The 18482-nt window shown below is 46.9% G+C and carries 15 protein-coding genes; 8 read left to right on the top strand and 7 right to left on the bottom strand.

The window, feature by feature from the left end; genetic code table 11:
* The first annotated feature begins 177 nt into the window (after nucleotides 1–177).
* The 4 genes from AAAA73_RS13460 to AAAA73_RS13445 all read left to right on the top strand — a co-directional run bounded on the left by AAAA73_RS13460 (nucleotide 178) and on the right by AAAA73_RS13445 (nucleotide 3955).
* Nucleotides 178–1599 carry a S8 family serine peptidase gene (locus AAAA73_RS13460; RefSeq protein WP_340598985.1) on the top strand — a complete coding sequence of 474 codons (1422 nt, stop codon included), beginning with the start codon at nucleotides 178–180 and terminating at the stop codon, nucleotides 1597–1599.
* 169 nt (nucleotides 1600–1768) lie between these two features.
* The gene (locus tag AAAA73_RS13455) at nucleotides 1769–2368 is read left to right on the top strand and encodes a YceI family protein (protein WP_340598984.1); all 600 of its coding nucleotides are present in this window, start codon (nucleotides 1769–1771) and stop codon (nucleotides 2366–2368) included.
* On the top strand, nucleotides 2365–3219 hold the full coding sequence (locus AAAA73_RS13450) for a multinuclear nonheme iron-dependent oxidase (RefSeq protein ID WP_340598983.1): 855 nt from the start codon (nucleotides 2365–2367) through the stop codon (nucleotides 3217–3219). The genes AAAA73_RS13455 and AAAA73_RS13450 overlap by 4 nt, the downstream gene beginning before the upstream one ends.
* Complete coding sequence (locus AAAA73_RS13445; protein ID WP_340598982.1) at nucleotides 3188–3955, top strand: DNA-binding domain-containing protein; 768 nt, start codon at nucleotides 3188–3190, stop codon at nucleotides 3953–3955. Before AAAA73_RS13450 ends, AAAA73_RS13445 begins: the two co-directional genes overlap by 32 nt.
* Here AAAA73_RS13445 and AAAA73_RS13440 read toward each other — a convergent pair.
* The 5 genes from AAAA73_RS13440 to AAAA73_RS13420 form a co-directional block, all read right to left on the bottom strand.
* Entirely contained in the window at nucleotides 3950–4351 is a 402-nt protein-coding gene (locus tag AAAA73_RS13440; RefSeq protein ID WP_340598981.1) for a hypothetical protein, read from the bottom strand. The genes AAAA73_RS13445 and AAAA73_RS13440 overlap by 6 nt on opposite strands.
* Before the next feature lie 122 nt (nucleotides 4352–4473).
* On the bottom strand, nucleotides 4474–4998 hold the full coding sequence (locus AAAA73_RS13435) for a MarR family winged helix-turn-helix transcriptional regulator (RefSeq protein WP_340598980.1): 525 nt from the start codon (nucleotides 4996–4998) through the stop codon (nucleotides 4474–4476).
* A 72-nt stretch (nucleotides 4999–5070) separates the two neighbouring features.
* Nucleotides 5071–6354, bottom strand: coding sequence for an NAD(P)/FAD-dependent oxidoreductase (locus tag AAAA73_RS13430; protein WP_340598979.1), 1284 nt, complete (start codon nucleotides 6352–6354; stop codon nucleotides 5071–5073).
* Nucleotides 6329–9553 (bottom strand): efflux RND transporter permease subunit, encoded by a 3225-nt coding sequence (locus AAAA73_RS13425; protein WP_340598978.1) that lies wholly within the window; start codon nucleotides 9551–9553, stop codon nucleotides 6329–6331. Before AAAA73_RS13425 ends, AAAA73_RS13430 begins: the two co-directional genes overlap by 26 nt.
* A gap of 2 nt (nucleotides 9554–9555) precedes the next feature.
* Entirely contained in the window at nucleotides 9556–11007 is a 1452-nt protein-coding gene (locus AAAA73_RS13420; RefSeq protein WP_340598977.1) for a TolC family protein, read from the bottom strand.
* Nucleotides 11008–11200: 193 nt separating this feature from the next.
* Here AAAA73_RS13420 and AAAA73_RS13415 point away from each other — a divergent pair, with 193 nt between their 5' ends.
* Nucleotides 11201–11866 carry a TetR/AcrR family transcriptional regulator gene (locus AAAA73_RS13415; protein ID WP_340598976.1) on the top strand — a complete coding sequence of 222 codons (666 nt, stop codon included), beginning with the start codon at nucleotides 11201–11203 and terminating at the stop codon, nucleotides 11864–11866.
* Here AAAA73_RS13415 and AAAA73_RS13410 read toward each other — a convergent pair.
* A complete protein-coding gene (locus AAAA73_RS13410; RefSeq protein ID WP_340598975.1) occupies nucleotides 11843–12685 on the bottom strand; it encodes a murein L,D-transpeptidase catalytic domain family protein in 843 nt (280 codons plus the stop codon). The two genes, AAAA73_RS13415 and AAAA73_RS13410, sit on opposite strands and share 24 nt — an antisense overlap.
* Nucleotides 12686–12905: 220 nt before the next feature.
* Here AAAA73_RS13410 and AAAA73_RS13405 point away from each other — a divergent pair, with 220 nt between their 5' ends.
* Nucleotides 12906–13781, top strand: coding sequence for a hypothetical protein (locus AAAA73_RS13405; RefSeq protein WP_340598973.1), 876 nt, complete (start codon nucleotides 12906–12908; stop codon nucleotides 13779–13781).
* Between the two features lie 259 nt (nucleotides 13782–14040).
* Here the strand turns inward: AAAA73_RS13405 and AAAA73_RS13400 are convergent, their stop codons facing one another.
* Complete coding sequence (locus AAAA73_RS13400) at nucleotides 14041–14775, bottom strand: helix-turn-helix domain-containing protein (protein ID WP_340598971.1); 735 nt, start codon at nucleotides 14773–14775, stop codon at nucleotides 14041–14043.
* An 82-nt stretch (nucleotides 14776–14857) separates the two neighbouring features.
* Here AAAA73_RS13400 and AAAA73_RS13395 point away from each other — a divergent pair, with 82 nt between their 5' ends.
* Nucleotides 14858–16618 (top strand): ABC transporter ATP-binding protein, encoded by a 1761-nt coding sequence (locus AAAA73_RS13395; RefSeq protein WP_340598969.1) that lies wholly within the window; start codon nucleotides 14858–14860, stop codon nucleotides 16616–16618.
* Nucleotides 16611–18437, top strand: a complete 1827-nt coding sequence (locus AAAA73_RS13390) for an ABC transporter ATP-binding protein (RefSeq protein WP_340598967.1) — start codon at nucleotides 16611–16613, stop codon at nucleotides 18435–18437. The genes AAAA73_RS13395 and AAAA73_RS13390 overlap by 8 nt, the downstream gene beginning before the upstream one ends.
* Nucleotides 18438–18482 lie beyond the last annotated feature (45 nt).

Below are 18482 nucleotides of genomic sequence, written 5' to 3'. Positions count from 1 at the left end.
ATACTCATTGTAGACCCGTGTCTGCACATCTTCAACGCGCCTCAACAAAATCATGAGTACACGCAAATGAAATTGATTATCCTCTCGCCAGACAACAAACTCTACTTTCGACCCAAATTCAGTCGAGAAACCAAACTGCTCGATCACATAACAAGGATTGTTTTGAAAGGAGTTTTCATGAAGAAGTTGGCCGTGTTTACCGCATCAGCCGTTCTTGCATTCGCGATGGGCGCACAAGCCCAGCACAAAACCCAGGATTTGCTTATTAAACTGGCACCTGGCTATGACAACGTCGAACTTTTCGGAGCAAAAACCGAGAAAATCACTGAAAACCTGGTTCGCGTACGCGCTCCCAAATCCATGAGTCTGAACAGCTTGGTTAAAAACCCGGCGATTGAGTACGTTCAACCCAACTATCCAATCCGTTTGCTGGAAAGCTATCAAATCCAAGACCCATTGCGCCGTGCCGCTTTGGCTAAAATGTTGCGTCGCAACCCACAACCTGCGGCCCTGGCGATCAAAGACAACCCAGAAGTTCCTGACGCTCCGCAATCAACTTCGGGCGCAGATCCACTTTTCAACAAACAATGGGGCATGAACAACATTGGTGTGGTTGAAGCTTGGAAAGTGACAAAAGGCAATCCTGAGATGGTCGTGGCTGTGATCGACACAGGTGTTGACTACACTCACGAAGATCTGTTGCCAAATCTATGGAGAAATCCAAAAGAAATTCCAAACAACGGCAAAGACGATGATGGCAATGGCTACATCGATGACGTTGTTGGCTGGGATTTCGTTTCAAACGACAACAAACCTTATGACCTTTCTATGGAACCCCTGGACATCCTTTTCAAAGGTGGCAACCCAGGTCACGGCACACATTGCGCAGGCAACGTGGCGGCTCGTGGCGATAACGGCAAAGGTGTTGCTGGTGTGGCTCCGAATGTAAAAATCATGTCTTTGCGTTTCATCTCTGAAAAAGGCGGCGGCACAACTGCTGACGCAATCAAAGCGATCAAATACGCAGTTGATAACGGTGCGAAAATCATGAGCAACTCCTGGGGCTCTGAAGGTGAAGATCCAAATGCAGGCGCCGAGAACAAAGCTTTGCGTGATGCTGTTCAATACGCGCAAGACAGAGGTGTTTTGTTTATCGCTGCCGCTGGTAACGGACACAAAGGTATTGGTTACGACAATGATAACGATGCAGCTCCAGCTTATCCAGCGAGCTACCCACACGATATCATCGTCTCTGTTGCAGCTATCGACGTGAAAGATCAATTGGGTTCATTCTCCAACTGGGGTAACCGTTCTGTTGATATTGGCGCACCAGGCGTGGTTGTTTACTCTACGACTGTGTTCAACAACTACTCAGATGTTGTGATCGACAAAATGGGTTTCAAAGCAACTTGGGATGGAACTTCAATGGCCACTCCACACGTTGCAGGCGCAGCAGCTCTTTACTGGTCTGCTCACCCAGAGAAATCATGGCAGGATGTGAAAGCTGCGATCCTGGGTTCAGCGAAACCGATCCCGGCATTGAATGGCAAAGTGACTTCCAACGGCAAACTTGATGTTGGCGCACTTTTGAAATTCTAAGAAGTAACAAAATTTAGAATAAAAAAAGGGAGCTTCAGGCTCCCTTTTTTTATTCCCTCGATTACTGTTATTCAACAGCTGTCAGCGGTCTTTCCGATACGTAATTTGCCTCGAGTTTGTTCTTCTTAAACGATTAATGTTTACGAAACTCAAACCAAGCGAGGTTCCCATGCAAATTCAGAAAACCGCCACTGCCCTTCTTCTGGCAACTCTAATGTCCGCTCCAGCCTGGGCCGAGAAGTTTACCATCGACCCCGCGCACACCACGATCTCATTCAAAGTTCAGCATATGATGATCGCGAAAGTAAAAGGTCGTTTCGATAAATTCGAGGGCTCCTTTGACTTTGATGAAAAGTCCCAAAAACTGGACAACGTCGTCGTAAAAATTCAAGCGAACTCAATCGATACCAATCAAAGTGATCGCGACAAGCATCTGAAAAGCCCGGATTTTCTGGATGTGGCAAAGTTCCCAACCATCGAATTCAAAAGCACCAAGACTGAATACGAGAGTGCAAAACCAGAAAAAGTTCAGGCCAAGCTGACCATTCACGGAGTCACCAAGGATGTCACTGTCGATGTCGACTATAATGGCGCCGTCACAGATCCACAGGGCAAACGCCGCGTGGGTTTTGAACTGGAAACAAAACTAAGCCGCAAAGACTTCGGTCTTGTTTGGAACAAAGCCATGGAGACTGGTGGAGTCCTGGTCGGCGATGAAGTTGAAGTGGATATTCAGGGCGAAGCGATTCTGGCTGGGAAGGCAAAATGATGCATTCCCGTTCAAACTATAAGGTGGGCATGATGTTACATAGTGCCCACTTTCCCTACCTTCAATCCGAGCCGCACACGGATGTAGCCTGGCTTGAAGGCACAACAGAAGACTACCTGTCCCCTCAGAGCTACTCGTTGGAAGTGCTGAAAAAATTGCGCCACGACTATCCTGTTGCACTTCATGGGTCCCATCTGAATATCGGAAATCCCCAAGGGCCCGATTTGAATTACCTGAAAGCTTTGCGCACGCTGAATGAAAACATCGAGCCGTTTCTGATTTCAGATCACTTAAGTTGGAACGGAAGCAGCGACCTGAATATGCACAATCTTCTTCCCCTGCCATGGAACGAAGAGACCTTGCAAGTGGTCTGCAACAATATCGATACAGTTCAAAGTCATTTAAAGACCCCTATCGCGCTGGAGAACATCGCGACCTACGTGAACTATGCCGACAGCAATCAGACGGAAATTGAGTTTATCAGCGAGCTGGCCCGACGCACTGGATGTGGTTTGGTTTTGGATTTGACGGCCTTGTTTGTGAATTCCCTTAACCACGGTTTCTGTCCTGGCAGATTCCTGCAAAAAGTTCCTATGAATCAAGTTAAGCTGGTGCATTTGTCCGGGCCGACTGAAACCGAATCCCATTGGATCGACAAGAAAGCCACGGCAATTTCAACTCCGGTCTGGGAATTATTTAAACAGATGGCACCCTTGATTCGTCATCTGCCCATTGGAATTGAACGCATAAAAAATATTCCGGAATTTAACGAATTGGAAATGGAAGTGATCAAAGCTTCATTCATCCTGGAGAGCTCAAATGACAATCAACGAAGCCCAGCATTTGTTTAAACGAAACGTCCTAGATGGCCAAGCCGATGCTCAATCCATTCGGGATCTCCGTCCTGTGGGTAACATCTCTTTGGATCAGGGATTTGAAATCTATCACGACATGTACCACTCCAAGCTTGCCGGCTCGTTGGGGAAAACCTTTGAAACCGTCGCTTGGGTTTTGGGTCGTGACTTGTTTCATGATGTTTCCACCCGTTATATCGACTCACAACCTTCAGTTAGTTTTATGCTTTCTGATTACGGCGTCAGCTTTCCAGAACACCTGGGTTCAACAATGCGAACCAGGGGTATTCCTTTTCTGACGGACCTGGCGCGCTTTGAATGGCTTATCAAAGAGGTCCAAAACGCGGCAACACCAAACCCCTTGCCCGCCGCAAGCCTGAAGGAGCAACTGCAATCCAGTAACTTTAAAATAGGTTTTGTGGAAGCGATGCGCGTGCATCAAAGCATGCATTCAGTCCTGGAACTTTGGGAACGTCGCAAGGAGCCTGCATATGTTTATGAGGAGATTAACTGGAGCCAACCACAAAGCTTGTTGATCTATAAACTCAATGGACATGCCGTGGCCGAGCCTATCGATCCCATTCACGCCGAAATCATCTTGAGCCTGCAAGACGGCAAAAGCATCACCGATGCGCTCTTGGAGTTTTCGCAGATAGTATCGCCAGCCGAAGTTAACAGACTCTTCAAGACTCTGATTCGTGCTGGCGTAATAGATGATTTTATTCCTTTATAGTCGAGCCGATGAAGGTAGGGAGCTGCGCAAATCTTTGGCGGTTCCCTGCATTCGAACGGTCATGCCCGCCATACCACGGCACGTTTCCGAACAGTGGCGACAAGCTTCCGCACATCTCTCCATAGCAGGATCATCATAGGCTGCACAGACTGCAGCGGATGCAGTGGATAATTCAAAAGAAAGCTCACAAGCCTGATGATGGAATTCAAGATCAGACAGCATCAACTTGGAAGACAGCTGACAGGACTCTACACACATCTGCAGAATGGAAATTTGTTTCCCGGATACACCTTGCTGTAGCAGGTAATGAATAGCTTCCATGCAGGCTTTACTGCAATTCATGCAGGCCTTGATGCACTTCGCGGTCTCACTGTCTTGCAAAGGAACTGACGCCATAACCACCTCCAAATAGGAATTAAAGACTTACCTTCATTCTATTTGAAATTATGTAGGCGTTGAGAAAATTGTCAGATTGCAACAAGGCCCCTTGTTTCCTATCAGGGGCCTTCCAGGTTGGACTATCCTTCAGTCGCAAGGATCTCTGTTTTTTTGATCATCTCTTCCAATGTGGCTTTAAAGCTCAGCATTTGCTCACGAGTGAACTGTTGATCCCAAAAACTTTTCACGCGTGGATACCACTGTGGAAAGATCTCTTTCAGAGTATTGTTACCTTTGTCGGTCAATTTGATAACGAAAGAACGTCCGTCTTTCGCGTGAGTTTCGCGAACGATCAGTTCGTTTTTCTCCATGTTATTCAAAAGGCCGGAAATTGTAGCCTGAGTCACACCCGCCATGGATGCCAATGCTGATGGGCTTAAACCTTCTGGTGCATTTCTCAACATGTACAACAAAGTAAAACGCCCTGTTGAAAGGCTGTACTTGGACAGGATATTTTCAAAATGATTGTCCAACTCATTAGCGACCTTCATCAATAGAAGATTTGCATGAAGAATCCCTGTGTCCACCTCTTCTGTGTGCAGGTTTTCAACGGATGCCTTAATCTCTTGTTCTGTCGGCAAGTCCTGAATAAATAATTTCGCCATTTTAATCTCCTCTGGGTCGTTATTTTCTTCTAAATAAAATCATTAAACAAAAAACCAATTGTCAGGTTTTCGTTAGTTTTTCAATTTCCAATCACGCGAGGTAATTAATCTTGAGCCGCGCTTGGAGAAAACATAACTCCAAGTCCACTCAGTAATTACAGACAATCTGTTTCTAAATCCGATCAGGTAAAGTACGTGAACGAATAACCATGCCAGCCATGCAATGACCCCTTTCATTCTGAGGGAGCCATATTCGGCGATTGCTCTGCGTTTTCCGATAGTGGCCATCTGGCCCTTATCCAAATATTTGAAGGAGCTTCGGACTTGCCCTTCGATACTTTGTAGTACCACATTACCAACAAATTTGCCAGCTTGCATAGCCGCAGGTGCTAAGCCAGGAAGCAACTTGTTAGGAGAAATTTCAAAGTGAGCCATATCTCCAATAACAAATGTGTCTGGGAAATTTTCAATTGAAAAATCCTGTTGAACAATAACTCTACCCGCACGATCCTTCGCAACTTCGGGTGTGAATTTCATTCGCGAAGCCTGCACTCCTGCCGCCCAAAATACAGAGCGCGCAGGCATAAACTCCCCTGCAATTCTCACTCCGTTTTCATCTATCTTCTCAACGCGCGATGATGTGCGCACTTCAACACCCATCTCCTGCAAATCGCGCATCGCGCGCTTGCAAAGACCATCATTGAAGGTAGATAAAATTTTGGGACCGGCCTCCACCAGCAACACACGGGCACTCGCCGGATTAATATGATTAAAATCTTTAACCAAAACTGTTCTGGCAATATCCGCAATAGCCCCGGCCAGCTCAACACCTGTCGGTCCTGCACCAACCACGACAAAATTCAGCAATGCCTTTTGCTTCTCCGCATCCATTTCATTTTCCGCATCCTCAAAGGCCTGCAGAATACGACGGCGAATCTCTGTCGCCTGCTCAACGGTTTTCAAACCCGGAGCGTACTCTTCCCACTCGGGATTCCCGAAATAGCTGTGTTGCGCACCCGTCGCCACAATTAGGTAGTCGTAGTGCAGCTCAACTTCGTTCGAGACGACAAATTTCTTTTCCAGATCGACAGAATCGACCCGTCCCATGTGAATTTCAACGTTGTCGGCTTTGGAAAACTCTGCCCGGATGGGAACTGCGATGTCGGAGGGATTTAATCCGGCCGTTGCAACTTGATACAACAGCGGTTGAAACAAGTGATGATTACGTTGATCAACCAGGACAACATGAACTTTTTCTTTGTTGGCCAGAGATTTCGCGGCACTTAAGCCCGCGAAACCTCCACCAATAATTATAACTATCTTTTGGTCACTACTTTTCGGGTGATGTAACGGCATAGTCGCTTACTCCGCTTTCGCGTGGTGCGCCAGCCTTGGCATCCTCATGAATCGATTCTTCTTTAGTGGCAGAAGTCAATTTGCTGCCAAGTTTATTTGCCCAAACTCTGAAGCGATCCACATACGTGAATAAAGCCGGTACCACAATGAGGGTTAGAATTGTCGATGAAATCATACCACCGATAATCGCAAAGCCCATAGCCGTACGAGTTCTAGAAGCTGGATTCATGCCGATCGCCACAGGGATAACACCCGCAATCAAAGCGAATGAAGTCATCAGGATCGGACGAAGACGTGTCTTACCAGCTTGAACCAAGGCATCCGCTCTGGATTTGCCTTCGGCCATCAACTGATTGGCCGTATCGACCAGTAAGATACCATTCTTACCCGAGACCCCGAGGAGCATAAAGAAACCAAAGATCGCAAACATGGACAACATTTGGTTCGCCAGGAACAAGGCCACGAAGGCACCACTCAAGGCTAACGGCAACGCCACCATGATTGTGATTGGCGTGATGAATGATTCATACAAAGACGCCAGGATCAGGTAAATGAACAGCACCGCAAACAACAGGGCCATTCCCGCAGAAGACGCAAGGTCGGCAGAGTTCTCCGCCTCACCGCCAAGATTCAATCGAACACTCGCTGGGAATTTAGTCTCACCCTCTTGAGTCATTTTCATCACATCCGCAATGGCCGTGGACAAACCCACACCCGGAGCCAATGCCGCGGTCACTTGAATATAGCGAGCACGATTCATACGATCGATGGACGCCGGACCTGATGAAAGCTCTCCATTTGCCACGTCGTTCAAACGAACCAACTTGCGATTCACGTTCGGAACGAAGACCTTCGTGAAGTTTTCTTTCAAGTCACGCTGATCATCGCGCAAACGAACGCGCACTTCATACTCACGACCTTTTTCGCGGAATTTCGCTGGCGTCAAACCTTCAACTTGAGCACGCAATTCGCCACCCATCGTCGTCGTATTGATACCGTAAGCTTTAGCAGCACCTGGTTTCAATTGAACTTGAAGCTCCGGCTTACCAGGACGGAAATTGGAATCCACGTCTTTAAATCTTGGATCTGCCTTCATCGCTGCAATCATGTTTGTTGCCGCTGATTCAAGATCTTTTGGATCTGGCGACATGATATTCAGAACCACCGGCTGCTGACCCATACCGCCAGTAGCATCGTATTTTTTTACTACCGGGTTGGCATCTTTGAATTGAGCCAATTCGTGACGCAATTCTTCACGGAACAGTTCCGTTTTCTTTCTGCCCTTTTCATTTTTCATTTTCACATAGAAGCTGGCTTTGTTCGCCTCACCATAAATGTTACCGATGATTTTTGTCGTAAACTCGATGGATGGATTGCTACGCAATAAAGTATCCACTTTATCAGCCACAACCTGCATACCATCCAAACTTGTACCCGGAGTCATTTCAAGCGTCACACTCAACTCGCCGGCGTCGTCATCTGGAATAAATCCGCCCGGAACTTTGGTTGCTGTATAAATCGAACCCAAAAAGATTAGCAATGTCGCGCCGATAGTCAAAAGTGGATGGCGCAGAGTCACCTTCAAAAGTTTTTCATAGTACTTTTCAAGAAGGGACTGGAAGCGGTCAAAACCACGAACCATGCGACCCAAAGTTTTATCATACATTGTTGTTGGTTTGAAATCATGACCAGCACCATGAGCACCGTGAGCTTCACCCGCAAAATATGCGGTCAACATCGGGATGATTGTCATGGCAACGAACCAGGAGATGATCATCGCAAACACGATCGTGAAACCGAACTGCTTCAGAAACTGACCAATGGTACCCGACATCGTACCCACCGGAAGGAACACGGCGATAACCACCAGAGAGATCGCCATAACGGCCATTTGGATCTCTACTGTCCCTTTTTCCGCTGCCACCAGCGAGTTTTCACCCAGCTGCATACGACGATAAATATTTTCAACGACAACGATGGCGTCATCGACCAGAAGCCCCACGGCCAGTGTCAACGCGAGCATCGATACGATATTCAAAGAGAAACCGGCAAGCTTCATCAACATGAAGGAACCGATCAAGGAAACCGGTAAAGAAACTGCAGTGATCAATGTCGTACGCGGGCTTCCCAGGAAGAAGAATACCGTCAGTACCGTCAAAAGAATCGCAATGATGATGGTTTCATTTACGTCGTAAAGATTGTCTTTAATCTTTTGGGACGCATTGGTGACCATTCTTAATTCTAGCTTACCAGGAAGCTTTTCAAGCTCCGGACCCATCGCATTCATTTGCTTAATAATGTCATCCGCAACTTTTACTGTATTGGAACCGGACTGACGATAAACTTGCAGGAAGATCGCTTTTTCGCCATTCACAAACGCGCGGGACTTTTCGTCTTCCAGGGTGTCAGCAACTGTGCCCAAATCAGAAACACGAGTCGGCACTTCATTTCCGTACAAATTCACCAGAGTATCAGCGACATCCTGCGTGTTACGGAATTCACCAAGACCACGGAACGTCAGCTCCATGCCACCTTGGTTTACTTTACCCGATGGAATGTTTTCCCCCATGGCGCCCACTTGTGCCGCCACTTGAGAAACAGACATCTCACGGTTTTTTAGTTTATTGCGATCCAAAAGGACATGAATTTCTCTTTTGCGACCACCCAGGATATCGATGGCGCCCACGTTATTCACCTGCTCAAAGCGCGGCGAAATAACGTCATCAGCAATATCGTAAAGTTCCGCCGAACCAATATCACCTTTGGCAACCAGGGCCAGCATCATAATTGGTGTATCAGACGGGTCGAATTTCTTGATGACAGAATCATCGACTTCATCTGGTAGCTTCGGCTGAGCAATATTAACTTTATCACGGATCTGTTGTTCCGCGTATTTGACGTCAACGTCCGAGTTAAACTCGACGATAACTTGAGAAACACCTTCCATGGATTTGGAAGTCATACGTTTAATACCGGAAATCGTACTGATTTCATCTTCAAGAGGACGCGAAACCAGTGTCTCGATTTCAGAAGGACCTGCACCCGCATAAACTGTTTGTACAGTCACAACCGGAATAGAAACATCCGGAAACAAATCAACTGGCATGGACTTATAGCCCGCCCAACCAACGATCACGATCGCAAGGGTCACACACGTAATAAAAATCGGTCTGCTGATGGATAGTTTAGGTAAGCTCATGACTATTTCCCTTCCTCAGGAGAGGCTTGGTAAAGTTTGATTTGCGTTTGTAGCCCCAGGATATTTGCAGCTGATTTTACACGGGTAAGAGCCGCTGCGGAGTAGTCTTGTTCAAACAACAAAACCTGGTAAGTCGTTGTACGTCCCTGACGAAGACGTGTTCTTTCAACTTCCAATTTGGTTTTTTGTGCGTTCTCGATTTTTCCCAGCAACACCAGGTTATCGCGTGCATCAGAAAGATTTTGAGTCAGATTGATCCAGTCTTGCTCCTGAGCGTAAAGCGCATATTCGCGATTGTATTCAGCTGCTCTGACGTTTAGATCCGCACCGGCTTTTGCATCACTCGCAGCGCCGATGTTCAATGGCATATTGAAACGAAGTCCCACATAGCCTGTATCAGTATCTGTATAACCAGCATTCTTCATCGCTTCAGAATAAGAATCATCACGACCATTCAAAGCATAAGTGGAATAGATATCCAAAGTCGGTCTGTTACGCTCTTTGGCGATCACGGCGTTGGCTTTAGCTGTTTGCAATTGAGCCTGAGTGGCTTTCACATCATAACGTTCGCCGGGACGAGCCTGTGGCACCGTAATTTTCTCGAGTGTTGAATAAGGAACTGTTTCAAGATTATCCACCGGTGTTGTCGCTGGCTTATTCAGGAAACGATTGAAATTTCTAAGGGATTCACGCTGTTCATTTCTTGCAACTTGAAGTTCCAGGCCGCGGGCCTCAACCAAGGCACGAGCTTGAACGACGTCTGCGTTTTCCCCAAGATTCATACTTCTTTTACGTTGAACATAACTAAGAATATCTTGTGCGGATTTTGAGGCCGTCTCTTGAATTCTTACAACGTCACCCCAAGCAGACAATTTCCAATAAGCTGCTTCAGCTTGCGCCAAATAAGCAGTGGATTGATAGGAAGCTTGATATTGTTCTGCGTAGTTACCCTGACGAACCAGATCTTCATTGGCACGAGCGGTACGACCGAAGCCATTACCCCAAACTGGCAAAGACAATTCCAACTTAGGAACCGCATCCCAGTATTTACTCATTGTGAAGGCGCTGCCCGCGTTGTCGAACTCGGTGCGAGTTGAGGTGTAGTACAATTTACCTTGCAAACCAAAATCGAACTGTTGGCTTACACCTAATATATATGTGTCCGTGTGAACACGATCATACATTTTTGGCTGACTTGGTTTTCCGTCAGATCCCGTACTAAATTCTGCAAACAATTTTGGAGTAAAGATCAGATCCGCTTCGCGGGATTCCAAATTGTTACCCTCGGCTTGTGTCGTCGTGGCCTTATAACTATTACTGTCAGTTTGTACCTGTTGAAGATATTGATTCAAACTGATTGCCTGCGCTTCCGTAGCAGCGACAGCGATAAACGCGAACGCAACTGCAGCTCTTAGCACAAAGCAACTCTCACTCTTATGACCCGATTTTGCCATGGGGTAACTCCTCATCCACTTACATGCAACTACTCATCATGTAATCACTTGCTTACATACATATTTACGGCATTTTCTGAAAGTACTCAAGCAATTACTTACTTGTTTGAAATTCACTTTCGTGATATATTTACTATTATCAAGTACTTTCAATGCTTTAACGCTGTTAAAGAAAAGTGTTTAGGAGTTCAAAATGGGAAACGAAACTTTACTTAAATCGAAAAATCCAGATCAAAAAGAGACTGGTTCCCGAACTAAGACAAAAAAGCGAGACCGTTCCGCATCTGAAGAACGCCTTCTTCAAGCCGCTGAAGACATTTTCTCAAAGCATGGTTTTAAGGGTGCTACAACACGCATGATCGCTGACAAAGCCAAAATCAACGAATCACTCATTGGCCGCTATTTTGACGGCAAAATGGGGCTTCTGCTTGCACTTATTGAAAGTCATCTCAAAGAGCACAAAATCATCGACCTACCCTACGCACCACTGCCAACAGTTCACGAAGAGCTGCGCGCACTGGTGGACTATATGTTCAAACAACATTGCCAAAAGGACGAGGAGTTTTTTAAAATCGTGCTGGGCCAATGTCTTGTGGATGCAAAGTTTCTTAAACGTATTCGTGAAATTGCTCCCAATAAACATTTCGTACCCCAAGTCATCGCACGTCTTGAGGACTTAAAGAGCCAAGGTAAAATCAACAAGGACGTGGATATCACCCAAATGATCGAAGTCTTTAACACTTACTTTCATGGCTCAATGCTGTTCGACAAAATATTAATGGGTATGTCTCTCGAAGATATCCAAAGCAAGCTGTACTACTTCGTCGATGGCTGCTCACGGACTCTCGATTCCAAGTAAGTCCACCCACTGAATTTCACCAGCACCAGGCGGCACCGGCGTTGGCGGAGTGGGAGATGGCACCTCAGGCTCCACTTGCTCCTCTGGTGTGATGCGCGTATTTACATTGGGCGGAACAACTTCGTTGCCCAGCACTTCCTGATCATTCGGATACTCCCGGGCCTGGCGCCACAGATCCTTATGATATGACAAAATCAAACTGCCACTCTGCAAAGCATTTATAATTGGCTGCAAAACTTCAGGCTGAACGGCAAAGCATCCCTGACTCCAACCAAGTCGACCATTGCGAAGAATGAAGTCCTCACTGACATATTTAGCTCCGTGCAAAACAATCAACCTGTCCTTTGCATTGCTATTGGACCGATCAATACCTTCCAGCTTCAGCGAGGGACCATTCTTCCAGCTGTTGTACGAGCCTTTGGCGAAATAGAATCCCAAAGAACTTTTCCACGTGTCGATAAGATTTGAAAAGCTGCGGGTCTCCAACACTCCTGAGTTTATACCATGAGAGACATAAGTTCTTTCGATGGTGCCCGTATCAAACTTTAAAAACAAAAGACGCTTTTGGACTGAAGACTGCGTGTAGTCCACAATCACCGCAGATTTTGTATTCGGGATTCTGCCCACATTGTAGTCGAACATTCTGAATAGCAAATTTAATGGCTCTTCGGGAACACCCTGAGCAATAAGTTCTTTGTACAAGTTTTTGCCCGAGGTGGTTTTACGATTGAACATCGAGTTCGGGGCAAAGGAGGCCATAGCAAAACTCGCAACGAGCATCAGCGACACTGTCAGAAATGGAATTTGGAAAAATCTCATGCTCAAGAGCTTTGCAAACGAGTGGAGGAACGGCAACGATGGAACATCCTTATTGCCGCCCAATTGAGATAAAACAAATGTATAAAGTTTAATCTTTATAACTGATTCGTTTGAATGGGGATATTGAGGAATAACATTGAATTCCGGACACTATCGACAATCTCCCGCCATTTATTTGTTTCTCGAGTGAACCCAATGATTGCATACGCAAGAGCTTCGTATGCGACAATACTCCATTCACCACCGTAAATGCCCCCATTGTGGCTCTTTGCTCTTTGTAAAGAACGGTTACTTCTATAAAAAGATCACTAAAACTTATATTCCACGGTTTAAATGTCGCGACTGCAACGTGGGATATTCCACCCGAACACACTCACCGACCTACCGACAAAAACGACTGGATCTTAATGATGCTATTGTTAAATACCATAACGCCGGGGTTTCCTTGCGAGAGACGGCTCGTAACTTAAATTGCAGCTACATCACCGTTTACAAGAAGTTTATTTGGCTGGGACTACGCGCGCTCCAAGTAAATCGGAATAAGACGCTAAAAGCCGAGGTTATCTATTTTGATGAGATGCTGTCCATCGAACACACCAAACTCAAACCACTTACCATAGCACTCGCTGTTAACGAGAACTATGAAATCCTTGGCGCTCACGTCGGGAGGGTTCCCGCTTTCGGGAAAACCGCTCACACTGCACGAAAGAAATACGGCTACCGGGAGAATGAATCCAAGAAAAAGATCGAACAACTTCTGACGCAACTACAGGGCCAACTAACCAATACTCCCTCTGAAATACGCTCTGACCAAAAGGGTGAATACACAGCGATCGTTGAAAAGGTATTCCCCACGATCAAATACCAACAGTTCAAATCCAAAGGTAATAAAGAAAAGCTACGCGAACAAAAGCACCTGAAATCAGAGAAAGCCAAACACGACCCGCTGTTCCCCCTAAATCAACGATGTGCAAAACTAAGAGATCACCTCAAACGCCTGGCACGCCGTAACTGGTGCACCACTAAACTTCCAAAGCACTTGGAGCTAAGTCTTAATCTCTACATCGCCAAGAACAATGGATACTGCCTGTTCTAATCTGTATCTGAATACCCTGAATGAATTAACTGAGAAATTTGCATGGCGTGAGTGGGTCTGAGTTGGGCTCGGCAGACTTGTGCCTGAAATGCAGCGACCTCCGTGGGCGCCTGGATGGCGCGCACCCGCCGCAGGCGGGACACGGCTGAGCCAAGGATGGCGGGTCGCGGAATTGCGGGCGCAAGGCTGACGAGACCAAGGCAGGCCCGCTCGCGCCAGGCAAATCGCCGCATTTATCACCATTCAAGTAAATCAGTTCTTAATCTTTCTTTTTGATAGCACCCATATAGGAATACGTCCAAGGACGATAAGCCATCAACACACCTGCATCGACCGTCGCCGTGTTGTGTTGCGCATCGAAGCGCGAGTCTTCCTGCATTTCCATTGCCAGCTTCTCGAGCTTTCCTTTGTACTTCGCCAAAGTCGACGGGCTGATCTTAAGCAACGTGAAGCGCACAAAATCCTCAGGCTTGAAATCGTACATCAAATACGTGGCCTTCATCTGTTCAAACAAAGCGCGGCCGATGGGCCCATCTCTGCGAAATCGCAAAAATCCCTGACGTTTGAATTTAACTTTATCCCGTGGATGCAATTCGATCAGATTAAGACGGTCCAACTGAAACAGGTATTTTTGGGCTTCAATCTTGGAAATCTGATATTCCTTTTCAATTTTTTGCGGAGTGCGCTCATCATGAAGCAGCATATAATAATGCAACAAGCGCGCATTCTCCGCCAGAGCGCTCTCCTGCTCCTGCGTCAGAAGATAAACCTGATTACCATCTTCAAGATTCGCCGACTTCACCACCTCAGAAAAACTGAGGTCCGCCACTCTGCAAATTTCTTCCAATCGCTCCAAGCTTAAGCTTTTACTGGATAATATACGTTTAACGCTGGATTCACTGAGCCCCAGAGGCTTTGCCAGATCGCGGTAGAGAATGTTTTTTGATTTCAATGCCCTTTTTAACGACGCCAAAAACTGATCTATTTGCGACATGTCAGCCTCCAAGAAGCAGAGTACTGTATTATAATACCTGAGGCAAATCCCTTGTAGATGCCGGGGATAAACATTAGATTCAATGCCGATGCAAGCCTCAGAAAATGCCTTCCTCTATAAGCGCCCCCTTTTGTTCTATATAAAAAACAATCCAAGAGCTTTCAGCCTTGGCATGCTCTTTCTGTTTTTGACCAATGCGCTGGATGGCATTTACCCGCTGATCATGAAGCATATCATCGACAGCATCGAGTCCCAGGCCCCGATGAGTGAGATCACAAAAACCTGTGCGATCTTTGCACTGGTGATGGCAAGTCTTGCAGCCACGCGCTTGGGCTGGCGTGCTTTTTTCGGTAAGTTTCATACCTATGCAGCCGAGCACATCCGCCAAAAAATTTTCCGCCATTTGACTTCCCTGGGTCCCAACTTTTTCCATAAAAATCAGGTCGGTGAATTGATGAGCCTGCTGACCAACGATGTGCAATCGTTCCGTCAGGCAATCGGTCCCGGGCTTTTGATTCTGGCTGATGGAGTGATCATCATAGCCATCGTGCTGCCGATCATGATCACCATGAACTGGTCCTGGACATGGAAGGTGCTGATATTTCTTCCGTTGGTTCCTTTGATGATCTGGAAAGTCATGCGCCTGATTCACACGAATTACAAAATTCAACAAGACCGCTTTTCCGAGCTGACTGGAGTCGCTCAGGAAACAGTGGGTGGCATTCGCGTGATCAAAAGCTTTTCCCAGGAAGACAACCGCACTCAGTTGTTCAATGGCGTCAGTGCTGCTTTTGAAAAAGCCTGCAACAAAGTTGCTAAGGTGGACTCGCTCTTTGTTCCGGTGATGGAGTTCGGAGTCACTTCTGGAAGTGTGATTCTGCTTTTCATCGCCAAGGACGACCTTTACGCCGGTACCGTCACCATCGGAACCTTCTTTGCATTTCATCGCTACATTCAAAAAATGGTGTGGCCTATGACGGCATTGGGCATGGGTTTTTCGATGATGCAAAAAGGCTATGCTTCCTTTGATCGGATCAAGGATGTTCTGAAAACAGAAACTGATATTCCAGATCTGGGCAAAATTGAAATTACCAAGTTCCAGACCCTGGAATTTAAAAACGTCTCCTACAAACACACCAGCAGCACGGTTTACGCGCTGAAAAATGTTTCGTTCACGCTAAAGGCCGGCGAAAGCCTGGGCATTATGGGGCCTGTTGGCGCCGGGAAGACCACGCTTCTGAATCTTTTAACCCGCATGTATCCACTGGCCGAGGGTGAAATTCTGATCAACGGTCACCGCATCGAAGATGTCACGCAGGAATCCTTGCATCGCACCTTCCTTCTGGTCCCGCAGGAGGCCTTCCTGTTCAGCGAAAGCATTTCTGAAAATGTCAGCTTTGGACTTGCAGAACGGGCTTCTGATGAGGCCATCCTGAACATGACTGAAACAGTGGACCTGACCCGGGAAATACAATCCCTGCCACATCAATTTGAATCTCAATTGGGTGAGCGCGGAGTGAATCTTTCCGGTGGACAAAAACAGCGCCTGACAATTGCGCGCGGATTGATCATGAAAACTCCTGTGCTGATACTGGATGACTCTTTGAGTGCCGTGGACACGCGCACCGAGAAAGCCATTGAGAAAGAGCTTGGCAAAAACCAGGGCTCCATGAGTCGAATCATTGTGGCGCATCGCCTGTCCTCGCTTAAAACAGTCGACAGACTGCTGATAATTCGCGATGGCGAAGTCGAAGCGCTGGGGACCTACGAAGAAGTTCTGAAAGTCAGTCCGACGTTCCAAAAGACCGTCAGCATTCAAGGCCAGGGAGTGAATCATGAATAACGACAATTTCATGAATGAAGACCTGGTCAAAACCAAGGTCACTTATCCAGTTCTATTCAAACGCTTGTGGCCTTATGCCCGACGCGAAAAAACACTTTTGTTTTTGGCGATCTTTGCTGTCTTTGGCGGCGCCCTGGTTGCGCGCCTGGTTCCGGCTTTGATCGGCTATGCGATTGATCATGGAGTCAAGGGCAAGAACTACGAGCTGTTCACCTGGGTGGCCTTCGTTTACCTGGGGCTGGAAATTCTGCGCACCTGTTTTTCATTTTCGAACAACCTGCTGTTCCAGCTTTTCGGCAACAGAATGCTTTTCCATTTGCGTGAAGATTTAATGAACCACGTGCAAAGACTGCCTTTGCAATTCTTCAATAAGACACCCACGGGTCGCATCGTCACCCGTTTGACCAATGATGTGGCATCCTTGGGGGAACTGTTCACCGAAGGTGTCATTACCGTCTTTACTCAGTTCGTGGTGATCTGCTCGGTTGTCATTGCTCTGGCTCTTATTTCATGGAAGCTGACTCTGATATCGTTGGTCATGGCACCTCTGTTTATCTGGGCCTCATTTTACCTGAGCAACAAAATTCGCGACATTCTGCACGAGCAAAAGCGCAAACTTTCTGTCATTAATGCTTTTCTGGCTGAAAATCTGAATGGCATCAAAGTGGTGCAACTATATAACCGTGTTCGCCGCAACAGGGATCGGTTCAGCAACTTGTCCACCAGCTACCGCGACACCAACATGCGCTCGATTTATGCTTATGCATTAATGCAGCCAATTATGAATCTGTTCAATGCCGTGACCATCACCTCTGCACTTTATTTTGGTGGATTGATGAGCGCGGAAAATTCCATCGCCATCGGATCATTGATCGCCTTCCTGATGAACATTCAGGATTTTATTCCACCCTTGCGCGAGATTCTGGAAAAGTATCAACAGTTCCAAAACTCACTCACCAGTGCCGAACGTATTTTCACTTTGATGGACGAAAACAAGGAACACGAGCAGGAACAGCTCACTTCCCCTAAAACAGTCCGCGGAGACATTGAGATTCGTAATTTGAACTTCCGTTACGAAGAAAGTCTGCCTTTGGTTCTGAAGGACGTGAATCTGCATTTCAAACCGGGTGAATCCATCGCACTGGTGGGACGTACCGGAAGTGGTAAATCCACGTTTATCTCCTTGCTGCAGCGTTTTTACGACGCCCCTGAAAGCACGGTGTTCATTGATGGTCTGCCTATTGAAAGCATCGCACGCGAGGAGATCCGTCACCACGTGGGAGTTGTACAACAAGACAACTTTATTTTCCGTGGAACCATTCGCAACAATATTGGTTTGGGAGACCCTCGTGTTTCAGACGAACAAATTGCAGCGGCCTGCGAGAAAACCGGCTATATGCGGCTTTTGGATCGCACCGGGCGGGATTTGAACAGTCCGGTGGATGAGCGTGGTGCGAATCTGTCGGTCGGCGAAAGACAGTTGATCGCCTTCGCGCGTATCCTGGCATTCAATCCGGATATTTTGATTCTGGACGAGGCGACAGCCAATATTGACTCTGAAAGTGAGCACATCATTCAGGAAGCGACCCATGAAATCACCAAGGGCCGCACCAGCATTATTATCGCCCACCGCCTGTCGACCATCGAGCAATGTGATCGTATTGTCGTTCTGAATCAAGGCAATGTCGCGGAAGTGGGAACTCATCAGGAACTCATGGATGCCAAGGGCATATACTATCAATTCGCTTCGGCGGGTGATAAGTCCCCATTGATTGCCAATCCGGAAACCAGTAATTCCAAAATGGAAGTGGCAGAGTAGTCCTTGGACCCTCTGCCACCAATTCTAAAAAGTAATTAAAAAAAC

Source organism: Bdellovibrio sp. GT3 (assembly GCF_037996765.1).
Lineage (GTDB): Bacteria > Bdellovibrionota > Bdellovibrionia > Bdellovibrionales > Bdellovibrionaceae > Bdellovibrio.
Note: the sequence above shows the minus strand (reverse complement) of the source record. Positions and strands in the feature narration are given on the sequence as shown.